Origin of the sequence: Shimia marina, assembly GCF_001458175.1 — a bacterium.
GTDB classification, from domain to species: Bacteria; Pseudomonadota; Alphaproteobacteria; order Rhodobacterales; family Rhodobacteraceae; genus Shimia; species Shimia marina.
On sequence record NZ_CYPW01000011.1, the window covers coordinates 22479 to 43688 of the forward strand.

The window sequence follows — 21210 nt, forward strand, 5'->3', positions numbered from 1 at the left end:
GGGGGGATCAGGTTTTCTTGCTGTCGTCGATGATGGTGAGCTGTGCGACGCCACTTTCACCCAGATCAATGGTCGCGAAAGGGCCGCCGATGCACATCTGTGCCAGATCCGTGGGATCGGCTGGTGCTGCCTCGGCGAGGATCTTCTCGGCGAATTGCTCGGCGTTGTCCTGCGGTTTGTAGCCGATGTGGCCCGCGCCTAGGTTGTGCACCGGGGCGCGGTCGTTGTTGGAGATACCATAGACGATGGAGCACCCCACTGTCTGTGCAGAGACGGCGGCGCGGACCAGACGGATCAGATCGTCGTAGCTGAGCCATGTGGAGAGGGAGCGGGGGCTGACCACCTGTGCGCAGGAGAAGATGCGCATGTGTACGCTTTCGACCCCGCGTTTGTCCCAATACATCCGTCCCAGATCTTCGGCGAAACATTTTGAGAGACCATAGTAGCTGTCGGGGCGGTGGGGGGCATCCAGACCGATGTTGTCGGCGATGCGATGCATGCCAACCGCATGCACGGAGCTGGCATAGACCACACGGCGCACACCGTTGCGATGCGCCGCTTCCCAGACGTTATAGGCACCGATGATGTTGGATTGTAAAATATCATCAAAGGGCGCTTCGTCCCCAATAGCACCAAAATGCACAACCATATCGGCGCCTTGTAGCACCTCTGTCATGGCTGCGAGATCACTCAGATCAGCCTTTACATAGGTTTCGCCCTCATAGAGCGCGCCGATATCATCAGTGATGTCTGTTGAGACCAGTTCCTCTGCCATCTGTGTGAGCGGCTCGCGCAGGTAGGATCCAAGCCGACCAGCGGCGCCGGTGAGGACGAGTTTTTTTATCATTGGGGCGCTTTCATTTGTGCAAGAAGCGCGTCTGCGCCCTTGGCGAGAAGGCCTGCGTCTGAGCCGCAGGCGACAAAAGTAAAGCCAGCCTGCACCAGTTTGCGGGCGAAGGTCACATCACCCACCATGGTGCCCACGGGCATTTTTTTGCTCATCAACCGCATGGCGGCAGGCAGGATCTGTGCCCAGACATCATCATGCATCGGCTGGCCGATCAGGCCCATGTCTGCGGCGATGTCATCGGGGCCAAAGAAAATGCCATCCACGCCTTCGGTGTTGGCGATGGCTTCGATGTTGTTCAGAGCCTGCAGGGATTCCACCTGCAAGAGCACGGCGGTCTGGTCTTCAACCGTGTGGGCATAGGCCGTGTTGCGTCCGAAATCAGAAGCCCGTGTGGTGCCGGCAAAGCCGCGTGTGCCCCTTGGGGCATAGCGGGTGGCGGCCACGGCGGCGGCGGCCTCTTCTGCGGTTTGCACCATCGGAAACAGGAGGCCCGGCGCGCCAAGATCCAGCAGGCGGGTCACTTTGACCGGATCTTTCCAGTCAGGCCGCACAATGGCGGTGCTGGCGTAGCCATGGCAGGCCTGCAACTGAGCGGTCACATCGGAAATTTCAGCGGCGCTGTGCTCCATATCCAGCAACAGCCAGTCATATCCCGCCCCCGCAACCACTTCTGTGGTGAGTGCATCAGCCAATGTGACCCACAGGCCAATTTGGGGTTTGCCATCACGCAGGGCTTGCAGGAACGGGTTATGGGGCATCAGATCACGGCCTTCTCAACAATGGGATCATTGTTAAGTACACGCTCAAAGGTAAACGGAGACATATCCAGCGCACGATATTCGCCATATGTCAGCCATTCGGCGACGGCGCGACCCATTGCGGGGCTTTGTTGCAGACCGTGACCGGAGAAGCCGTTCTGAAAAATGAAGTTCTCCACATCAGGGTGGGGGCCAAGGATGGCGTTCTGATCGAGCGTGTTGAAGGCGTAGTGACCGGTCCATTCCGTCACCACTTTGATCGCTTCAAACTGTGGGATGCGGGTGGCGATGATGGGCCAGACGTGATCCTGCCAGCGGTTGTGATCCATATGGAAATCATCAAAGGCCACAGCCGGATCCGGATCCGGCGCTGCGCCTGCGAGATAGGTGGTTGGGCCATCCTGACGGAAATGCACACCAGAGGGGTCAATTGTCAGCGGCAGGTCCATGGGTAGGGGCTCTTCGGCAGAGAAGATCCATGTGAAGCGTTTGCGTGGCTCAACGGGCATATGAATGCCGGCCATTTCAGAGGTACGCGCGGCGCGCGGGCCGGAGGCGTTCACCACCTGACCACAGGAGACCACATCCCCGGAGGCCAGTGTGACGGAGGTGATCCGTCCCCCTTCGCGTGCCATGGCGACCACTTCGCCCTGCACATATTCCACCCCGCGCTCGCGCGCGGAACGGCGGAACCAGTCAAACACCACGCCACCATCCCAATAGCCTTCGTCCTTGGTGTTGATGGAGCCGAGCAGGATGTCGTCCAGATTGTAGAACGGATAGCGTGCGGCGATCTCTTCTGCGGTCAGAAGTTCGGTTTTTGCACCGGCGGCGCGCTGGATTTTCTGGTTTTCGCGGAGTGTGTTGGCGAAACCTTCGCTGTCGGCCAGGTAGAGGTAGCCGTAGTTCTGGATCTCAACATTTGGCACGCGCTCATCCGCGCCCATGTGCGCGCGCAGGTTTTTCACAAAGTCGGCCGCAAACTGGGAAATCTGCACATTCAGAGTGTTGGAGAACTGTTGGCGGATGCAGGAGTTTGTGTGGGCGGTGGAGCTGAACTCATAGGTGGGATCTTTTTCCACCACCAGCACGGAGCCTGTGAAATCCGGGTTGTCGGACAAGAACCATGCGGTGGAGGATCCCATGATCGCTCCACCGATGATGACGACATCATAGGTTGATTTGGTTGGCTTTGTGGCCATGGCGCCTGCTGCCATTAGAAGGTCTCCCCCAGTTTTGCCCGTGTGAGGACATCGGCGATCACCTCGCCGGATAGGTTGTAATGCTGTGCCGCATGTTCCGGGGTGATGTAGCCAAGGGCGAGATCGCGTTTGACCAATTCCGGGTCGCGGGCCTTTGGGTTACCGTAGCCCGCACCGCCGGGAAAGCCCATTTGCACAATTGTGCCATGTGGGATAAATTGCTTGCCCTTGCCCCGTACGGCTTCGCCATCTGAACGCGCCAAAGTGGTGGCACCGCCTGCCAGACCATTGCGGCGGCCAAGGGCCGGGTGATCCACGCGGTCGAGCATCAGGGAGATGTCAAATTCATGGCCTTCGCGGGCGCCAACATCCATGTATTGCCCCAGCCCGCCGCGATATTCCCCTGCGCCGCCACTGTCTTCGCGCAGCTCTTTGCGCCAGATCATCACCGGGCCGACCTGTTCGGTGGCTTCCACAGGCATGGTCATTACACCAGAGGGGAAAGCGGTGGCGTTCATGCCATCCAGCGTGGCGCGCGCGCCGGATCCGCCGGAGTTGAAGGTCAGCACTTCGGCGCGTGTGGCACCGGCTGGTGCCGGGCCATCGGTGCGCGGGCGCAGGGAGACCTGAAAGTTGCACAGGCAGCCGGCGCCTTCGGCAGGCACAAGGCCGGGCAGCAATTTGTCCAGTGCGTTATACACGGTATCAGGCACCATATGGCCAATCACATGGCGCAATGCCACCGGGGCCGGGAACTTGGCGTTGACGATGCTGTTGTCCGGCGCAGTGATTTCGAACGGCGCCAGCGAGGCGGCATTGTTGGGGATTTCTGGCGCGATGGCACATTTCAGCGCATAACAGGCGTAGGCCTTGGTGTAGACCAGAGGCACGTTGATGCCTTTTTTATCGAGACCTGAGGTGCCGTCCCAATCGCTCAGAATGCGGTCTTTTTCGATGTGGACCGTCACGTGCAGATCAATCGGCGCATCATAGCCGTCAATGCGCAGATGGCCTGCGGCGCTGCCCGGGGGGAGCGCATTGATGCGCGCGAGTGTGGCGGCGCGGGAGTTGGTCAGGATGAAGTCGGAAATGCCGGTGAGATCGGTGAGAGAGAATTCCTCCACCATATCAATCAGGCGGCGGTGGCCGATGTCGTTGCTGTTGGCCAGCGCATAGATGTCGCCCACCAGCTGATCCGGTTCGCGCACATTGCCGCGGATGATGGACAGAAGGGTCTGATCCACGCTGCCACGATCAGCAAATTTCATGATCGGCAGGTAGAGCCCTTCTTCGTGGACGTCATTGGCATCCGCACCAAAACCGCGCCCCCCGATGTCGGTGACATGGGCTGTGCAGGCAAAGAACCCAATCAGTTTGCCGCCATAAAAGGAGGGAGTGACAACGGTGATGTCATGTTTGTGGCCGGTGCCTTCCCACGGGTCGTTGGTCAGGTAAACGTCGCCTTCAAACATATTGTCTGCGCCAATGCGGCGAATGAAATGACCCACAGCATCGGCCATGGCATTCACATGGCCCGGCGTGCCGGTGACCGCCTGCGCCAGCATCTCGCCTGAGGCATTATACACCCCAGCCGACAGATCACCGGCCTCCCGCACGGAGGTGGAGAAGGCCGTGCGCACAAGGGCCTGAGCCTGTTCTTCCACAACGGAGATCAGGCGGTTCCACATGACCTGATAGGCGACTTTGCTGTGTTCGCTCATTGGGATGTCTCCTTGGTGCGCACGTCCAGCGTGCCGTCGGCATGGGTCAGAACTTCGCGGCTTGCGGGCACGACAACGGTGGTCTCATCCTCTGTAACGAGAGCTGGACCCTGAGCGATGTGACCGGGGGGCAGGGCGGTGCGCGCAAGCACGGCGGCCTCTACGGTCTGGGCGAGAGCCGGGTCAAACAGCGGCCGGGTGGCCGTGGTCGCGACTGCGGTGAGTGCGCCTGCCTCCGTGAGTGGTGTGATGGCCGCTTGATCGGTGTAGGCGTTGACGCTCCAGACGGTGATTTCCACTTCCATGCCCTCAACCGCGCGGCCAAAAAGGGCCTCGTAGTCGGCCTCAAACAGGCGCAGGAAGGTGGCTGCATCGGGGGCTGCGGCCTGTTCAGCGGTCAGGGTAATCGGAATTTCCCAGCCCTGTCCGGCGTAGCGCATGTAGATTTTATGATCGCGCAGGATCGCGGCCTCGGCGTCACAGCTGCGCACAAAGCGGGTGGCCTCTTGTGACATATCGGCAAACAGCGCCTGCACTTTGGCTGGGTCAAAATCGCTCAGGCGCATAAAGACAGAGCGGTTGGCCTCAAAGCTGAAAGGCGCGCGCAGAAAGCCGATGGCAGAGCCCACGCCTGCGCCCTGAGGCACAAGGCAACGAGACACGCCAAGTTTTTCACAGAGGCGTGCAGCATGCAGCGGCGCGGCCCCGCCAAAGGCGATCATGGTGTAGTCGCTGAGGTCTTCGCCATTTTCCACCGCATGCACGCGGGCGGCATTGGCCATGTTTTCATCCACCACTTCGGCAAGACCAAAAGCGGCTTCGGTGGCGCCCATCTCCAATGTCTGGCCGATGGCCTTGTGCAGCGCTTTGGCGGAGTTGTCCGGATGCAGCGGGATGGAGCCGCCTGCAAAATTCTTTGGGTCGAGCTTGCCAAGAATCAGATCTGCATCCGTCACCGCCGGTTCTTCGCCGCCGCGCCCATAGCAGGCCGGACCCGGCTCTGAGCCAGCGCTTTCCGGGCCAACGCGGATCTGGTTCATGGCGTCCACATGGGCGATGGAGCCGCCGCCGGCACCAATTTCGACCATGTCAATCACCGGGATCGAGATGGGCATGCCAGAGCCTTTTTTGAAGCGATAGGTGCGCGCCACTTCGAACACGCGGGCGGTTTTTGGGGTCTGGTCTTTGATCAGGCAGATCTTGGCGGTGGTGCCGCCCATGTCAAAGCTGAGCACTTTGCCCAGGCCGTGTTTGGCGGCGATGTCTGCGGCAAAAATCGCGCCCCCGGCGGGACCACTTTCCACCAGGCGCACTGGGAAATCCGCGGCACTTTCCAAGGACATAATACCGCCACCTGAGTGCATCAGGAATACGGGGCAGGCTGCGCCTTCGTCAGCAAGGCGGGATTTCAGGCGGCCCAGATAGGATTTGATCAGCGGCTTGATATAGGCATTGGCGATGGTGGTGTTGAAGCGTTCGTACTCGCGTATTTGCGGGGACACTTCACAGGAGAGCGAGACCATCACATCGGGCAGTTTTTCGGCCAGCACCTCGGCAATCAGGCGTTCGTGGGTGTCGTTCACATAGGAGTGCAGAAGGCCGACGGCGATGCTTTCATAGTCTGCGGTGCGCAGCGCTTCGGCGAGGGCTTCTATTTCTTGCAGATCCAGTGGAATCAGGCGGTTGCCATTGGCATCCATGCGTTCGCTCACAACGTAGCGGCGGTTGCGTGGCAGCAGTGGTTCGGGCAGCGTGAGGTTCAGATCATATTGTTCAAAGCGGCTTTCGGTGCGCATTTCGATCACGTCGCGAAAGCCCTTGGTGGTGATCAGCGCGGTTTTGGCGCCACGTCGCTCAATCAGCGCATTGGTGGCCAGCGTGGTGCCATGAATGATCTGAGAAATCGCTGAAGGGGTTACACCTGCTTTGGCACAGACCTGATGCATGCCGTCCACGATGGCATTTTCGGGCGCGGCGTAGGTGGTCAAGACTTTGGTGGAAAAGCGGTTTTCACCAATTTCCAGGACCACATCGGTAAAGGTGCCGCCAATGTCGACGCCCAGACGGGCGGGGTGCGCATGCATGTGGATAGTCCTTCCAGAGATCGTTGGGATCAGGCTATCCGCAGGCGGGAGATGAAATCCAATTATTAGATTGGATAAATTGGATAATAAAAATTTATGCTATAAGCCGCCTCACAGGAGATGATCTGCGGATTTGTGTAGAATGGCCGCCTCTGCATGTGTCTGAGCCACATTTTGTGCGATTTGGGCGGCGCTGCGCACAAAGCTGGGGCAGGTCTCGGCGTCAAACCGTGCGGAAAACACCAGCGCATCGGGCACCCACAGATAGCGCAGTGGGCGCAGGGTGCCGTTGAGGAGATCGTCGCGCAGCATCGCCTCGGGCAGGCAGGCCACACCCAGACCGTCGCGGGTCATCTGAAGGCATGCGGCCAGATTGGAGGAGGAGACATGGCGTACGGAAATTTCCGGCGCGGCAGCGAAATGGTCCTGCATCTGGTTGTAGGGAATGGTGCCTCGCGCATGGGTTAGAATGGGGTGGCGGGCCAGATCACGCAGCGAGAGGACATGTGTGCCGAGCTCCAGTCGGGGGCTGGCGACCCAGAGCATGGGCAGGGGGCCAAGATTTTCTGCTCCGCTGGTCTTACGCTCAAAAGGGCCATTTTGCAACACGAGGTCCAGCCGACGTTCGGCCAGCGCGCGGGACAGATTGGCTGAGACATCCACAGTCAGATCAACGTCGATGTTTGGAAAGCGGGCTTTCAGTGCCGTGAAAAACGCGCCCAGCCATGAGTGCACGATCATTTCCGTCACACCGATGCGTAGGGTGCCGTCAAACAGGCCGTCATCTTCCGCAGTTAGCAGAAATCTGTCCATAGCACGCAGCACATTGCGGGCTTCTTTCAGCAGAGCTTCGCCCATGGGGGTCAGGCGCACAGAGCCAGCATCCCGGATCATAACCACATGGCCCAATTGAGATTCCAATGCCGCAATGCGGGTCGAGATATTGGGCTGCGTGGTGTGGAGGCGGTCAGCGGCGCGGCGAAAGCTGCCAAGATCGGCGACGGCGGTGAAGGCTTCGAGTTGTTTGAAGGTGATCTGTGCCAAGAGGGGCTCTTTCTGGCTAGGGGCGCTGTCACCTTAAGAGAGGGGCTGGATGAAGGGAAGGGGGAAGGAAAGTGTCATTTGTTTTTAGATGGTTAACGGTTGTTCACACGTCATGCAAAAAATATTCATTGCAATTATTGGACCGTTCCAATTACGCTCTGCGCTATAATTTGGATCGTTCCAAGTCTGATTCAGATAGCGATGTTGGAGGGAGTGGCCGATGCGTTGGATTTTTGTAGGTGCGAGCACCATTGCCTCTCAATATATGTTGGGTGCGGTGCGCGCGCAGGGTGATGAGGTGGTCTGGGTGGTCAGTGGCTCAGCCGATCACGGACGGATCTGGGCCGAGGCACATGGCGTTGCGCGGGCGACCACGGATTTGGCAGACGCGCTGGCGGATGCAAGCTGTGATGCGGTTTATGTGTCTTCGACCAATGAAAAGCACCTGCCACAGGCGATGGCCGCGATTGCAGCGGGTAAGCACGTTCTGTGTGAGAAGCCGCTGGCTATGACCGTGTCAGATGCGGTTGGCATGGTGCGGGCCGCTGATGAGGCGGGGGTGACCTTTGCCACCAACCACCATTTGCGGTGTTCTGGCACACATCAGGCGGTGCGCAATCTGATCGCAGGAGGCCGGATCGGCACGGTGCTGTCGTTGCGGATTTTTCATGCGGTACATTTGCCGCCGCATTTGCAGGGCTGGCGGATCAATGACGCCGCAGCAGGGGGCGGGGTGATTCCTGACATCACGGTGCATGATGCGGATGTGACCCGGTTTCTCTTGGGGGAGGATCCCAAAACAGTTGTGGCGCAGATGGGGGCTTCGGGCATGGGCGACGGCGTTGAGGACAGCGCCATGTCTGTCTGGACCATGCCCAGTGGCGCCATGGTGATGAGTCATGAAAGCTTCACCCATCCGTATTCTGGCAGTGGGCTTGAGGTGCATGGCACTGAAGGCTCTATTTTTGCGCAGGGTGTGATGACACAGGAGCCGGTGGGCGATGTGGAACTGGTTACGGCGGAAGGGCGTGTGGACGTCGAGGTGTCCCGTCACAGTCTCTATGAGCATGGTGTTGCTGCGTTTTGTGCAGCGGTCAAAGGCGAAGGCCGCCCAGCCGCAGATGGGGTGGATGGCATCAAGTCACTGGCGGTTGCCATGGCTGTGCGCGACGCGGCGGCACAGGGGGCTGCGGTTGATGTGGACTATGGAGGTGTGGCGTGAGCAAGGTTGTTTCTCCGAGCCAAGCAGTTTCACAGATCAGAGATGGCGCGGTTGTCTCTGTCTCGTCGAGTTCTTCACTGGGCTGTCCCGATCTGGTGCTCAAGGCGATTGGCGCACGGTTTGAGGCCGAAGGGCATCCGCAGAATATCACGTCGCTGCATCCGATTGCGGCGGGCGACATGTATGGTGTCAAAGGTATGGATTACCTCGCGCAGGATGGCCTGTTGCGCCGTGTGATTGCGGGCTCTTATCCTTCCGGGCCCTCAAGTCTTGAGATGCCGGACATCTGGAAGATGATCGTTGAGGACCGGGTGGCCGCCTATAACGTGCCATCGGGCATCATGTATGACATGCACCGCGAAGCGGCGGCGCGCCGTCCCGGCGTACTGACCAAAGTGGGGTTGCAGACTTTTGTGGATCCGATCCGCGAAGGCTGTGCGATGAACGAAAAAGCCGCTGCCGCGCCGATTGTGTCTCGGACTGAATTTGGCGGCGAAACCTGGCTGCATTTTCCCAATATTGCGCCGGACGTCTGCATTCTGCGCGCGACCACGGCGGATGAACATGGCAACCTGACTTATGAACATGAGGGTGCCTATCTGGGGGGGCTGGAACAGGCGATTGCCGCGCGCAACAATGGCGGGCTGGTGATTGCGCAGGTGAGCCGCGTGACCATGCGGGGCAGTTTGCGGCCGCATGACGTGCGGGTGCCGGGGCATCTGGTGGATCTGGTGGTGTTGGATCCGGATCAGAAACAGACCTGTGAGACCCCATATGATCCGGCGATTTCCGGGCAGGTGATGCGCCCTTGGGACAGTTTCACACTGGCGGAGTATGGTGTTGAAAAGGTAATCGCGCGCCGCGCTGCGATGGAGCTTTCTCAGGGGCAGACCGCCAATCTGGGCTTTGGCATCAGCGCCATGGTGCCACGTGTTTTGCTGGAAGAAGGTCATCCTGAGGCCGTCACTTGGGCGATTGAACAAGGCGCTGTTGGGGGCGTGCCACTCACGGGATTTGCTTTCGGCTGTGCCTCCAATGCGGATGCATTTGTGCCGAGCCCCCAACAGTTTATTTACTTTCAGGGCGGCGGATTTGACATGTCTTTCCTTTCCTTCCTGGAGGTCGATGTAGAAGGCAATGTGAATGTCTCAAAGCTGGGCAAGAAACCCTATCTGACGGCGGGATGCGGCGGTTTTGTCGACATCACCGCGCGCGCGAAGAAGATTGTCTTCAGCGGCTGGTTTGAAGCGGGCGCGCAGATGGAACTGAGCGAAGAGGCTCTGCGTGTAGCCAAACCGGGCAAATTCACCAAAATGGTGGATCAGGTGGAACATGTGACCTTCTCTGGCGCGCGTGCGCGGGAGACTGGGCAAGAGGTGCTCTATATCACTGAACGCTGCGTGATCCGACTGACCGATCAGGGGCTTGTGGCCACGGAAATCATGCCGGGCATTGATGCGCAGGCGGATATCGTCGGCGTGACCGAAGGCCGCGTGACGGTGGCGGAAAATGCCCAGTTGATGGACAAGCGTCTGTTGGCACAGGCGCCGATGGGGCTGGTGCTGTGAGTGGTGTGCGCCTTGACATACAGGCGGGTGTTGCGACGCTCACGCTTGAAAATGAGACAAAGTTCAACGCGCTGGACATGGCGATGCTGGCTGATCTGGAGCGTCACGTTGTGGATTTGGAGAAAGACCGTGCGGTGCGGGTGGTGGTGCTCACCGGTGCAGGGCAGAAGGCCTTCTGCAGCGGGGCGGACATTGCCGCCTGGGGCAACTTAAGTCCGGCAGAATTTGCGCGACACTGGGTGCGGGACGGGCATCGTCTGTTTGATCGCATCGCGACGCTGAGCAAACCCACCATTGCGGCGATCAATGGGCATGCATTTGGCGGCGGTTTGGAGCTCGCGGCTGCCTGCGACATCCGCCTTATGACCCCCAAAGCCACTTTGGCCTTACCAGAAGCGCGGCTGGGCATTGTGCCGGGATGGTCGGGCACGCAGCGGCTTGTGACCGGGTTGAATGCGCCGCTGGTCAAGGAGATGGCGCTGTTTGGGCGGCGGATTACGGCGGAACGCGCCCATCAAAGCGGGTTTGTGGCCGAGATCGCCGAGGATGTGAAAATGCGCGCTGCGGAGATCGCGCAGGCGCAACAGGAGCTGTCGCCGCGGGCGGTGGAAATTGCCAAGACCATGATCCTTGCAGGCAGCGGTGAAGACAGCCGGGCGATGATTGAGGCGCTGGGCAGTGCAGCGGCGGCAGCGGCAGAGGATCGCAACGAAGGGGTGGCGGCGTTTTTGGAAAAGCGCTGCGCGACATTCACAGGGAACTGAATGATGAACGATTTGTCGATTAGGGCATCGGTGGGGTTTGAGCCGGCCAAAGAGGTGTTTGCCGGGCAGCATCTGATTGATGGCGCGTGGGTGGACAGTGCGAGCGGGGCGACGTTTGAGCGGGTGTCCCCGAGCCACGGTGTTGTGGTGAGCCGCTGTGCCGAGGGCGGTGAAGCGGAGGCCAATGCGGCCATAGTTGCGGCGCGGACAGCCTTTGACAGCGGTGTCTGGAGCCGCATTTCCGGCAAGGAGCGCGCGGCGGTCCTGCTGAAGGTGGCGGATCTGATCGAGGCCAATGTGGAGCGGATCACGCTGCAGGAGGTGCTGGAGAGCGGGAAGCCGATTGCGCAGGCGCGCGGTGAAGTCTCTGGCGCAGCAGATCATTGGCGCTATGCGGCCAGTCTGGCGCGTGGTGTGCATGGGGACAGCCATGATACGCTGGGCGCTGATATGGTGGCGATGGTGCTGAAACAGCCGATTGGCGTTGTTTCGATCATCACCCCGTGGAACTTCCCGTTCTGGATCCTGAGCCAGAAGCTGCCTTATGCGTTGGCGGCGGGCTGCACCTGTGTTGTGAAGCCCTCTGAGATGACCCCGGCCAGCACGGTGATGCTGGGTGAGCTGCTGATAGAAGCGGGACTTCCAGCTGGTGTGTGCAATATTGTGCTCGGCTATGGCGATCCGGTTGGCAGCGTGATGTCCACGCACAAGGATGTGGATATGGTGAGCTTCACCGGCTCTACGCGCGTGGGCAAGCTGATCAGCAAGGTGGCGGCGGACACCCTCAAGAAGGTTGCGCTGGAACTGGGCGGGAAGAACGCGCAGGTGATTTTCCCGGATGCGGATTTGGATGAGGCCGCAGATGCCGTGGTGTTTGGCACCTATTTCAACGTTGGTCAGTGTTGCAATGGCTCAAGCCGGATCATCGTGCACAAGGACATTGCCGAGGATTTTGTGGCCCGTGTTGTCGCCCTGTCGCGCGATGTGCGCTTTGGCGACCCGATGGATGAAGCCACGCAGGTGGGCGCGATTGTGACCGCCGCGCATAACGCGCAGATCCACAAACATGTGCAGGCTGCGCAGGCCGCCGGTGCCAAGCTGGCATTGGGGGGCGGGCCATTGGTTGTGGATGGATTGAGTGATCAATTTTATCAACCAACTGTTTTAATTGATGTGAGCGCTGACATGGGGGCTGCACAAGATGAAATTTTTGGTCCAGTGTTGTCGGTGATGACATTTGACTCGCTGGAGGAGGCGGTCGCTTTGGCCAATGGAACGGATTACGGCCTGTCCGCCGGGGTGTGGAGCAGCAATATGCACACCTGTCTGGAGTTCAGCCGCCGCGCGGAGGCGGGCACGGTTTGGACCAACACCTGGATGGATGGCTATCCTGAGGTGACCTTTGGAGGTGCTAAGCAATCAGGTCAGGGGCGGGAAATTGGCCGCTATGGGTTTGAGGAATTCTTTGAGGTGAAATCTGTTGTGATGCGTGTGGGAGAGAAGAGCCGCGCACGGTGGGTGACCAAGGAGACATAAATTCAAAAGAAATTCGCAGATAGGGAGGAAACAATATGCGAGTTTTCACAAAGACTAAGGGTGCTATTGTTGGCGCATTGCTGGCCAGCACCAGCATGGCGCAGGCTGCAGATGTGGAGGTTCTGCACTGGTGGACATCTGGTGGTGAAGCGGCGGCGCTGAACGTGCTGAAGCAGGATCTGGAAGGCCAGAGCGTTGGCTGGCAGGATATGCCGGTTGCCGGTGGCGGCGGTGAGCAGGCGATGACCGTACTGCGCGCGCGTGTCACAGCCGGCAACCCACCAACTGCTGTACAGGCGCTGGGCTTTGATATTCTGGACTGGGCCGATCAGGGGGCCTTGGCAAACCTGAATGATGTTGCGGCCAAAGAAGGCTGGGATGCGGTTGTGCCGGATGCGCTGAAAGCCTTTGCCAAAGCCGATGGCAAATGGGTGTCTGCGCCGGTGAACGTGCACTCCACCAACTGGGTCTGGGCCAACAAGGCGGTTCTGGATGCCAATGGCATTGCACAGCCCACATCCTGGGATGAGTTTGTTTCCGCTGTGGAAGCTCTGAAAGCGGCGGGTGTCACCCCAATCGCGCATGGCGGACAAGCTTGGCAGGATGCCACTGTGTTTGACGCGGTTGCGATGGGGGCATTGGGCCCGGATGGCTACAAAGCGGCCTTCATTGATCTGGACAGCGCGACGCTGGGCAGCGATGCGATGAAAACCGCCTTTGATCGCATGGCCTTTATCCGTGACAATGTGGATGACAACTTCTCTGGCCGTGACTGGAATCTCGCAACCGCGATGGTGATCAACGGCGAGGCAGGTTTCCAGATGATGGGCGACTGGGCCAAGGGCGAGTTCCTGAACGCGGGCAAAGTGCCGGGTGAGGACTTCCTGTGTTTCCGCTTCCCGGGGACCGCAGAGCAGGTGACCTTCAACGCGGACCAGTTCATGATGTTTGATCAGGGCGGTGAAGTGTCCTCCGAGCAGGCGGCGCTTGCCAGCGCGATCCTGTCGCCAAGCTTCCAGTCCGCGTTCAACGTGGTGAAAGGCTCCGTGCCTGCGCGTACCGATGTGTCGGATGCAGATTTTGACGCCTGCGGCAAGCAGGGCATGAAAGATCTCGCGGCGGCGGCTTCCAGCGGCAACCTGTTTGGTTCCATGGCACATGGCCATGCTGCGCCAGCGTCGGTTAAAAATGCGGTGTACGATGTGGTGACTGCGCATTTCAACGGCGAGTATGACAGCGAGACTGCTGTGCAGGAGCTCGTGGATGCGGTTGAAATCGCTCAGTAAACCCTAGGTTTCCTCAGAGTTACCTCCCCGGGCGGGGTCGCCACTTTAGACCCCGCCTTTGAATTTGGCCTTTGGCCCTCTCTCTCGTTCCTGCCATCAAGGAGGACGCGTAATGGCGCAGTCTGCCAACGCGGATCTTAAGACCCGTCTACAGAACTGGATTCCGAAGCTGGTGTTGTCACCATCGCTGGCGGTGATCCTGGTATTCGTTTACGGCTTCATCCTGTTTTCCGTCTATCTCAGCTTCACCGACAGTCGCATTCTGCCATCCTATGGTTGGGTCGGCTGGGAGAACTATTCCAAGCTGTGGCGTCTGAGCCATTGGGAAATTTCGCTCACCAATATGGGGATCTTTGCCCTACTGTATATCACCCTCTGTACCGCAATTGGGTTGGGGCTGGCGATCTTCCTTGATCAGAAAATTCGCGGCGAGGGCATGTTGCGCCCGCTCTATCTCTATCCGATGGCGCTGTCGTTTATTGTGACTGGCACGGCATGGAAGTGGTTTCTGGATCCGGGCATCGGCCTTGAAAACGTGATGCACACCTGGGGTTGGGAAAGCTTCAAGTTCGATTGGATCAAAAACCGCGACTACGCGATTTACACTGTAGTGCTGGCGGCGGTCTGGCAAACCTCGGGCTTTGTCATGGCGATGTTTCTCGCCGGGCTGCGCGGCATCGACAATGAAATCCTGAAAGCCGCACAGATGGACGGGGCCAGCAACTGGAACCTTTATCGCCGGATCATCATTCCGCAGCTGCGCCCGGCGTTTCTGTCGGCTTTTGTGATCCTGAGCCATCTGGCGATCAAGACCTTTGATCTGGTGATCGCTTTGACAGGTGGGGGGCCGGGGCGGGCCACGGAGCTGCCTGCGACCTTCATGTATTCCTACACGTTCACGCGCAACCAGATGGGGATCGGATCGGCCTCGGCCACGATCATGCTGATGGCGATTGCCGCGATTATGGTGCCTTACCTTTACTCCGAACTGCGGGAGAAACGCTGATGTCTGTGGCCACACAAGATACCGCCATTCGCACCGGACGCGTGACCCGCACGCTGATCTATGTGGTGCTCATCCTCTTTGCTCTTTTCTATCTTCTGCCGCTTTACGTGATGCTGGTGAATTCAGTGAAGCCGCTGGAGGAGATCACCGGTGGGGGCATGATGAGCCTGCCCGATGCCTTTACGATTGAACCCTGGAAACAAGCCTGGGCCAGCGCGCAGATCGGGGTGGAGCCAACCGGGCTGAAACCGTATTTCTGGAACTCCATCAAAATGGTGGTGCCCGCAGTGACGATCTCCACAGTACTTGGGGCGCTGAATGGCTATGTGCTGACGAAATGGCGTTTCAAAGGGGATACGATCCTCTTTGGTCTGATGCTATTTGCCTGCTTTATCCCGTTTCAGATCGTGCTGATCCCGATGGCACGGATGCTGGGGCTGATGGGGCTCGCCGGGTCTACCTATGGGTTGTCCTTTGTCCACATCGTCTTCGGGATCGGCTTCACCACGCTGTATTTCCGCAACTACTATGCGGTGTTCCCAACCGAGCTGATCCGGGCGGCGCAGATTGATGGGGCGGGGTTCTTTCAGATCTTCTGGCGTATCCTGTTGCCAAGCTCTGGCCCGATCGCGGTGGTCAGCGTGATCTGGCAGTTCACCAACATCTGGAATGACTTCTTGTTTGGGGCCTCTTTTGCCGATGCGAGCAGCCAGCCGATGACCGTGGCGCTCAACAATCTGGTGCAGTCCTCAACGGGCGTCAAAGAATACAACGTGCATTTCGCAGGGGCGATCCTCGCGGCAATGCCCACTCTCTTCGTCTACATCGTGGCCGGTCGGTACTTCGTGCGCGGTCTGATGGCGGGCTCTGTAAAAGGATAAGACTTCATGGGCTTTCTCGACATTGACAAGGCAACCAAATCTTATGGTGCTGTCGAAGTGCTGCACAATGTGGACATCTCCGTGGAGGAGGGGGAGTTCCTTGTGCTGGTGGGGCCGTCCGGCTGTGGAAAATCCACCCTTCTGAACATGATCGCCGGGCTGGAGGACATCACCAGCGGTGAGATCCGCATCAAGGATCGGGCGATGAATGGGGTGCACCCGTCCAACCGCAATATCGCAATGGTGTTTCAGTCTTACGCACTTTACCCCAATATGACCGTTGGCCAGAACATCACCTTTGGCCTTGAAATGCATGGCGTGCCAAAGCCTGAGCGGCAAAAGGCGATGCAGGAGGTGGCCAAGCTTCTGCAGATTGAGCAGTTGCTGGACCGCAAGCCCGGCGCGCTGTCTGGGGGGCAGCGGCAGCGGGTTGCCATGGGGCGCGCATTGGTACGGGATCCGGATGTGTTCCTGTTTGATGAGCCGCTCTCAAACCTTGATGCGAAACTGCGCGTGGATATGCGCACGGAGATCAAGAAACTGCATCAGAAACTGGGCACCACCATTGTCTATGTGACCCATGACCAGATTGAAGCGCTGACGCTGTCGACGCGGATTGCGGTGATGAATGGTGGCTATGTGCAGCAATTGGGCACCCCGCAGGAGATCTATGATCAACCGGCCAATATCTTTGTGGCCACCTTCATGGGATCGCCGGCGATGAATGTGGTTCCGGCGCAGGTTGTGATGCAGAATGGTCGCCCAGCGGCATTGGTTACGCTGTCCGACGGTGAACAGGCGATTTTGCCCTTCAGTCAGGACAATCTGGCACCCTATGAGGGGCGTGAGATCTTGCTGGGGATCCGCCCGGAAACCATCACCGACCCAGACAGCGCGGACCGTAAATCCAGCAACATTGCAGAGCTGATCAACCGCATTGATGTGACGGAGCCGGCGGGGTCAGATACCTTTGTGTCCATGCAGCTTGGCGGGCGTGATGTGATTTCACGCATGCGATCTGATGTGCCCGTAGTGGCAGGTCAAAGCTTTACCTTTGCGGTGAATATGGAAAAGGCCGTGGCCTTCGATCCGGATACAGAAATGCGGATTGCCCCCTGATGGACGCGGATGTGGTCATCATTGGCTCGGGCATTGGCGGGGCAAGCATGGCGGCGGCACTGGCGCCGTCAGGCAAGCATATTGTAGTGTTGGAGCGCGGCGAACCTCTGCGCCCCGGCCCGCAGGATCGCGATGCCAAAGCGATCTTTGGGGATGGCTGTTTCCGATCCGGGGAGACCTGGCTGGATGGTGCGGGGCGCGCCTTCTCTCCGGGCAATTACCACTATGTCGGGGGCAACTCGAAATTCTATGGCGCTGTGATGCTACGCTATCGGGAAGCGGATTTTCGTCCCGTTGAGCATCGTGAAGGCACAACGCCGGGCTGGCCAATCTCTTATGCTGATCTCGCGCCGGATTATACCGCCGCCGAAGCTCTTTTTAAGGTGCGCGGTGCCGCAGAGGAAGATCCAACAGATCCGGCACGCGGCTGCAGGCTGCCTTTTGACGCGGTGCAGGATGAACCTGATATCGCGGATTTGCGCAAGCGGTTGAGAGGTGTGGGGCTAAAGCCTGCCTCTTTGCCATTGGCTCTGGATATCGAAACGTGGCTGGCGCACGGGCAGACAACTTGGGATGCCTATCCGAACACCTGCGCGGGCAAACATGATGGGGAAACCGTTTTGATGCAGGCTTGTGTCAATGGGCGCGTCGCGCTTTGGACGGGCTGTGATGTACATCAACTTGAAATAGGTGTTGATGGGCGCGTGTCGGCTGTCCACTACCGTCAAGACGGCAAAGACAAGCGTATCACAGCGCCTGTGGTGGTGCTGGCAGCGGGGGCTGTGCACTCAGCGGCGCTGCTGTTGTCATCTGCCAATGACAATTTCCCGACTGGGCTGGCGAACAGCTCAGATCAGGTAGGCCGCAACTTCATGAACCACAATTGCAGCGCCGTGTTGGCGTTACATCCCCTGCGGCGCAATCATGCTGTCTATCAGAAGACCCTGATGATGAACGACTATTACCATGATGACGGCCAAGGCGGGGCGCCGCTTGGCAATGTTCAGATGCTTGGCAAAATCACCGGGCCGATTTTGGCAGCGACATCAGGATTGCCCGGTTTCATTGCGCAATGGATCGCCGCCCGCAGTTTTGATTTTTACGCGATGAGCGAGGACCTGCCGCAATCTGACAGCCGCGTGACGGTCAAGAACGGGCAAATCAGCCTGGCCTGGCAGCGCTCCAATTGGTCGGCGCATGAGGCTTTGGTCAAGCAGTTGAAAGTGAAGCTGCGGCAAGCCGGATGTCCAGTGGTGCTGAGCCGCGCGTTTGATCGCACCACCCCGTCGCATCAATGTGGCACGGCCCGCATGGGCAAGGATCCGGCGCATTCCGTTGTTGATCGCTTTGGGCGCTGTCATGACCATCCCAATCTTTTTATTTCCGACGCCTCTGTTCTGCCGACGTCCGCTGCGGTGAACCCGGCGCTGACCATTGCGGCGCTGGCCTTGCGATCCGGGCAGCACATTCTTGAGACGGAGTTTGCGACATGAGTGGCGTGGCATTGATCACTGGCGGGCAGCAGGGCATTGGGCTTGGCATCGCCAAAGCGCTGAAAGAGGCGGGGTTTTCCATCGCGATCGCGTCTCTGCCAGAGCGGGATGCACCGGTGGTGCAGCAGGCGATCAAAGTGCTTGGCGGTGATGCGGCCTATTTTTGTCATGACGTGCGGGAGGTGGCGGCGGCCCCTGTGCTGTTGGATCAGGTGGAGGCGGCGCTTGGGCCGGTGACCACCTTGGTCAATAACGCAGGCGTTGGCGCACCCGTGCGGGGCGATCTGCTCGATCTGAAGCCGGAGAACTGGGATTTTGTGCAGAACGTCAATCTGCGCGGCGCGTTTTTTCTGACGCAGGAGGTGGCGCGTCGCATGTTGGCGCAGGAGAGCGCCGCCTATCGTTCCATCAGCTTTGTCACCTCTGTCAGCGCCACAATGGCGAGCCCTGAGCGGGCGGAATACTGCGTGTCAAAAGCAGGCGCGGCGATGATGACGCAGCTGTTTGCGCTGCGGCTGGCGGCGGCCAACATTGGCGTGTTTGAGCTGCGTCCCGGCGTGATTGCCACCGAGATGACCGCCGGTGTGAAAGAGACATATGACGCAAGGATTGCGGAGGGGCTGGTGCCAGCGGGGCGCTGGGGGCAGCCGGAAGATATCGGACAAATGATGGTGCCACTGGCGCAGGGACAGATGGCTTATTGCAGCGGGTCGGTGATCCGGGCGGACGGTGGTCTGTCGATTGCGCGGCTGTGAGGAACGGATATGCAGACGGAATTTGATTTTATCGTCGTGGGCGGCGGATCGGCCGGATCGGTCATTGCGTCGCGCCTGAGCGAGGTGGCTGATGTGTCGGTGTTGCTGTTGGAAGCGGGCGGCAGTGATCGTCATCCGTTTTTCCACCTGCCTGCGGGCTTTGCCAAGATGACCAAGGGCATCGGCAGCTGGGGCTGGACAACAGTGCCACAGAAACACATGCAAAATAAGGTGTTTCCCTATACGCAGGCCAAGGTGATTGGCGGTGGCTCGGCGATCAATGCGCAGATTTACACCCGAGGTGCGGCGCAGGATTATGACGATTGGCGCCAGATGGGCTGTGAGGGCTGGAGCTATGAGGATGTGCTGCCGTATTTCCGCAAATCTGAGGACAATGACACCTATGAGGGACGCTATCATGGCAAGGGTGGCCCGCTGGGCGTGAGCCAGCCAAGTGCACCTTTGCCGATTTGTGATGCCTTCATTGCCGCCGGTGGCCAATTGGGCATTCCGGCCACCAAGGATGTGAATGGCGAAAAACAGGATGGTGTTGGCTATTACCAGCTCACTCAACGCAATGCGCGGCGGTCTTCGGCAGCGATGGCCTTTCTGGCACCAAATCGCGATCGCAAGAACCTGACGGTGCGTATGGGCGCGCAGGTGCGGCGTCTGGCGCTGGAGAATGGGCGCGTGATTGGTGTGGATCTGATGGATGGTACAGAGCTGCGCGCGGCGCGGGAGGTGGTCTTGTCCTCCGGCGCAATTGGATCGCCGCGCCTGTTGCAGCTGTCGGGCATTGGGCCTGCGGATCAGCTTGCCGCGCTGGGCATCGACGTGCAGCTGGATCAGCCCAATGTCGGGGCGAACCTGCAAGATCACCTTGATCTATATGCCATATGTGAGGTGAGCGGCCCGCATACCTATGATCGTTTTGCCAAGTTGCATATGAGCGCTCTTGCCGGGCTGCAATATCTTTTGGCGCGCAAGGGGCCGGTCGCCAGCAGCCTGTTTGAAACCGGCGGCTTTTGGTATGCTGATGAAACCGCGCGTTCCCCCGATATTCAGATGCATTTGGGGCTGGGTACTGGCATTGAGGCGGGTGTTGCGGCCATGCCCAATGGAGGCGTGACGTTGAACGCCTGCTTCCTGCGGCCCCGCTCGCGCGGCACTGTGCGGCTGCAATCGGCGGACCCAAAGAAAGCCCCGCTGATCGACCCGAATTATCTGGCAGATCCTTATGACCGGGAGATGTCCCTGCGTGGTTTGCAGCTTGTGCGTGACATTCTCGCTCAGGATGCGCTCAAACCTTATATTCTGGCAGAACGCCTGCCGGGGCCGACGGTTCAGACCGAGCAGGAGGCTTTCGCGTTCATCTGTCAGCACTCCAAAACCAGCCATCATTGTGCGGGCACCTGTCGCATGGGGGTAGATGCGGGCGCGGTTGTGGACATCCGGCTGCGGTTCAACGGGCTTGAGGGGCTGCGGATTGCGGATGCCTCGATCATGCCGACGGTGAACTCTTCCAACACCAATGCACCATCGATCATGATCGGCGAGAAAGCCGCCGATATGATCAAAGAAGATCAGGGACTTACAGCATGATCAAACATATTGTTCTCACACGGTTTCGGGCGGATGTCTCTGAAGCGACGATCACGGAAATCTACGCCGGTCTGGCGCGGGTGACAGAGCGTCTTGAGGGCGCAACAGGGTTTCATGGCGGGCGATCGACCAGCCCGGAAAAGATCGAACGCGGCTATATGCACGGCTTTTCGATTGATTTTGACAGCTTTGACGATCTGGCGACCTATTCCGCCGATGCCGAACACAAACGCTGGGGGGCGGAGATCGTCGCCCATGCGGAGGGCGGCCTTGACGGTGTGCTGGTGTTGGACATCGAGGCGTAACGGGTTTTGCAGAG

At 59.1% G+C, this 21210-nt stretch carries 18 protein-coding genes; 12 read left to right on the forward strand and 6 right to left on the reverse strand.

The features are described 5' to 3' along the window. Nucleotides 1–7 precede the first annotated feature (7 nt). The 6 genes from SHM7688_RS07185 to SHM7688_RS07210 all read right to left on the reverse strand — a co-directional run bounded on the left by SHM7688_RS07185 (nucleotide 8) and on the right by SHM7688_RS07210 (nucleotide 7659). Complete coding sequence (locus SHM7688_RS07185) at nucleotides 8–844, reverse strand: NAD-dependent epimerase/dehydratase family protein (protein ID WP_058239298.1); 837 nt, start codon at nucleotides 842–844, stop codon at nucleotides 8–10. Further along, nucleotides 844–1608, reverse strand: coding sequence for an HpcH/HpaI aldolase family protein (locus SHM7688_RS07190; protein ID WP_058239262.1), 765 nt, complete (start codon nucleotides 1606–1608; stop codon nucleotides 844–846). Before SHM7688_RS07190 ends, SHM7688_RS07185 begins: the two co-directional genes overlap by 1 nt. Further along, nucleotides 1608–2825 carry an NAD(P)/FAD-dependent oxidoreductase gene (locus SHM7688_RS07195; RefSeq protein ID WP_058239263.1) on the reverse strand — a complete coding sequence of 406 codons (1218 nt, stop codon included), beginning with the start codon at nucleotides 2823–2825 and terminating at the stop codon, nucleotides 1608–1610. The genes SHM7688_RS07190 and SHM7688_RS07195 overlap by 1 nt, the downstream gene beginning before the upstream one ends. Beyond that, nucleotides 2825–4531 (reverse strand): hydantoinase B/oxoprolinase family protein, encoded by a 1707-nt coding sequence (locus SHM7688_RS07200; protein WP_058239264.1) that lies wholly within the window; start codon nucleotides 4529–4531, stop codon nucleotides 2825–2827. The genes SHM7688_RS07195 and SHM7688_RS07200 overlap by 1 nt, the downstream gene beginning before the upstream one ends. Continuing rightward, on the reverse strand, nucleotides 4528–6615 hold the full coding sequence (locus SHM7688_RS07205; protein WP_058239265.1) for a hydantoinase/oxoprolinase family protein: 2088 nt from the start codon (nucleotides 6613–6615) through the stop codon (nucleotides 4528–4530). Before SHM7688_RS07205 ends, SHM7688_RS07200 begins: the two co-directional genes overlap by 4 nt. A gap of 111 nt (nucleotides 6616–6726) precedes the next feature. Next, on the reverse strand, nucleotides 6727–7659 hold the full coding sequence (locus tag SHM7688_RS07210; RefSeq protein ID WP_058239266.1) for a LysR family transcriptional regulator: 933 nt from the start codon (nucleotides 7657–7659) through the stop codon (nucleotides 6727–6729). Between the two features lie 220 nt (nucleotides 7660–7879). Here SHM7688_RS07210 and SHM7688_RS07215 point away from each other — a divergent pair, with 220 nt between their 5' ends. The 12 genes from SHM7688_RS07215 to SHM7688_RS07270 all read left to right on the forward strand — a co-directional run bounded on the left by SHM7688_RS07215 (nucleotide 7880) and on the right by SHM7688_RS07270 (nucleotide 21196). Continuing rightward, nucleotides 7880–8881, forward strand: a complete 1002-nt coding sequence (locus tag SHM7688_RS07215; protein WP_058239267.1) for a Gfo/Idh/MocA family protein — start codon at nucleotides 7880–7882, stop codon at nucleotides 8879–8881. Continuing rightward, on the forward strand, nucleotides 8878–10449 hold the full coding sequence (locus SHM7688_RS07220; RefSeq protein WP_058239268.1) for an acyl CoA:acetate/3-ketoacid CoA transferase: 1572 nt from the start codon (nucleotides 8878–8880) through the stop codon (nucleotides 10447–10449). Before SHM7688_RS07215 ends, SHM7688_RS07220 begins: the two co-directional genes overlap by 4 nt. Continuing rightward, nucleotides 10446–11213 carry an enoyl-CoA hydratase/isomerase family protein gene (locus SHM7688_RS07225; protein WP_058239269.1) on the forward strand — a complete coding sequence of 256 codons (768 nt, stop codon included), beginning with the start codon at nucleotides 10446–10448 and terminating at the stop codon, nucleotides 11211–11213. The genes SHM7688_RS07220 and SHM7688_RS07225 overlap by 4 nt, the downstream gene beginning before the upstream one ends. 3 nt (nucleotides 11214–11216) lie before the next feature. After that, nucleotides 11217–12749 carry an aldehyde dehydrogenase family protein gene (locus SHM7688_RS07230; protein ID WP_058239299.1) on the forward strand — a complete coding sequence of 511 codons (1533 nt, stop codon included), beginning with the start codon at nucleotides 11217–11219 and terminating at the stop codon, nucleotides 12747–12749. Nucleotides 12750–12784: 35 nt separating this feature from the next. Then, nucleotides 12785–14035, forward strand: coding sequence for an ABC transporter substrate-binding protein (locus tag SHM7688_RS07235; protein WP_058239270.1), 1251 nt, complete (start codon nucleotides 12785–12787; stop codon nucleotides 14033–14035). A gap of 112 nt (nucleotides 14036–14147) precedes the next feature. Beyond that, on the forward strand, nucleotides 14148–15041 hold the full coding sequence (locus tag SHM7688_RS07240) for a carbohydrate ABC transporter permease (RefSeq protein ID WP_058239271.1): 894 nt from the start codon (nucleotides 14148–14150) through the stop codon (nucleotides 15039–15041). Continuing rightward, entirely contained in the window at nucleotides 15041–15922 is an 882-nt protein-coding gene (locus SHM7688_RS07245; RefSeq protein WP_058239272.1) for a carbohydrate ABC transporter permease, read from the forward strand. Before SHM7688_RS07240 ends, SHM7688_RS07245 begins: the two co-directional genes overlap by 1 nt. Nucleotides 15923–15928: 6 nt before the next feature. Further along, complete coding sequence (locus SHM7688_RS07250; protein WP_058239273.1) at nucleotides 15929–17041, forward strand: ABC transporter ATP-binding protein; 1113 nt, start codon at nucleotides 15929–15931, stop codon at nucleotides 17039–17041. Beyond that, the gene (locus tag SHM7688_RS07255) at nucleotides 17041–18534 is read left to right on the forward strand and encodes a GMC oxidoreductase (RefSeq protein WP_058239274.1); all 1494 of its coding nucleotides are present in this window, start codon (nucleotides 17041–17043) and stop codon (nucleotides 18532–18534) included. Before SHM7688_RS07250 ends, SHM7688_RS07255 begins: the two co-directional genes overlap by 1 nt. Next, the gene (locus SHM7688_RS07260) at nucleotides 18531–19289 is read left to right on the forward strand and encodes a 3-ketoacyl-ACP reductase (RefSeq protein ID WP_058239275.1); all 759 of its coding nucleotides are present in this window, start codon (nucleotides 18531–18533) and stop codon (nucleotides 19287–19289) included. Before SHM7688_RS07255 ends, SHM7688_RS07260 begins: the two co-directional genes overlap by 4 nt. Nucleotides 19290–19298: 9 nt before the next feature. Next, a complete protein-coding gene (locus SHM7688_RS07265) occupies nucleotides 19299–20891 on the forward strand; it encodes a GMC family oxidoreductase (RefSeq protein ID WP_058239276.1) in 1593 nt (530 codons plus the stop codon). Then, nucleotides 20888–21196 carry a Dabb family protein gene (locus SHM7688_RS07270; RefSeq protein ID WP_058239277.1) on the forward strand — a complete coding sequence of 103 codons (309 nt, stop codon included), beginning with the start codon at nucleotides 20888–20890 and terminating at the stop codon, nucleotides 21194–21196. The genes SHM7688_RS07265 and SHM7688_RS07270 overlap by 4 nt, the downstream gene beginning before the upstream one ends. Nucleotides 21197–21210: the final 14 nt, after the last annotated feature.

Coding starts and splice junctions, on each gene's coding strand:
- SHM7688_RS07190 (WP_058239262.1), bottom strand. CDS start 1,608: ATGCCCCATAACCCGTTCCTGCAAGCCCTGCGTGATGGCAAACCCCAA.
- SHM7688_RS07195 (WP_058239263.1), bottom strand. CDS start 2,825: ATGGCAGCAGGCGCCATGGCCACAAAGCCAACCAAATCAACCTATGAT.
- SHM7688_RS07200 (WP_058239264.1), bottom strand. CDS start 4,531: ATGAGCGAACACAGCAAAGTCGCCTATCAGGTCATGTGGAACCGCCTG.
- SHM7688_RS07205 (WP_058239265.1), bottom strand. CDS start 6,615: ATGCATGCGCACCCCGCCCGTCTGGGCGTCGACATTGGCGGCACCTTT.
- SHM7688_RS07215 (WP_058239267.1), top strand. CDS start 7,880: ATGCGTTGGATTTTTGTAGGTGCGAGCACCATTGCCTCTCAATATATG.
- SHM7688_RS07230 (WP_058239299.1), top strand. CDS start 11,217: ATGAACGATTTGTCGATTAGGGCATCGGTGGGGTTTGAGCCGGCCAAA.
- SHM7688_RS07235 (WP_058239270.1), top strand. CDS start 12,785: ATGCGAGTTTTCACAAAGACTAAGGGTGCTATTGTTGGCGCATTGCTG.
- SHM7688_RS07240 (WP_058239271.1), top strand. CDS start 14,148: ATGGCGCAGTCTGCCAACGCGGATCTTAAGACCCGTCTACAGAACTGG.
- SHM7688_RS07245 (WP_058239272.1), top strand. CDS start 15,041: ATGTCTGTGGCCACACAAGATACCGCCATTCGCACCGGACGCGTGACC.
- SHM7688_RS07250 (WP_058239273.1), top strand. CDS start 15,929: ATGGGCTTTCTCGACATTGACAAGGCAACCAAATCTTATGGTGCTGTC.
- SHM7688_RS07255 (WP_058239274.1), top strand. CDS start 17,041: ATGGACGCGGATGTGGTCATCATTGGCTCGGGCATTGGCGGGGCAAGC.
- SHM7688_RS07260 (WP_058239275.1), top strand. CDS start 18,531: ATGAGTGGCGTGGCATTGATCACTGGCGGGCAGCAGGGCATTGGGCTT.
- SHM7688_RS07265 (WP_058239276.1), top strand. CDS start 19,299: ATGCAGACGGAATTTGATTTTATCGTCGTGGGCGGCGGATCGGCCGGA.
- SHM7688_RS07270 (WP_058239277.1), top strand. CDS start 20,888: ATGATCAAACATATTGTTCTCACACGGTTTCGGGCGGATGTCTCTGAA.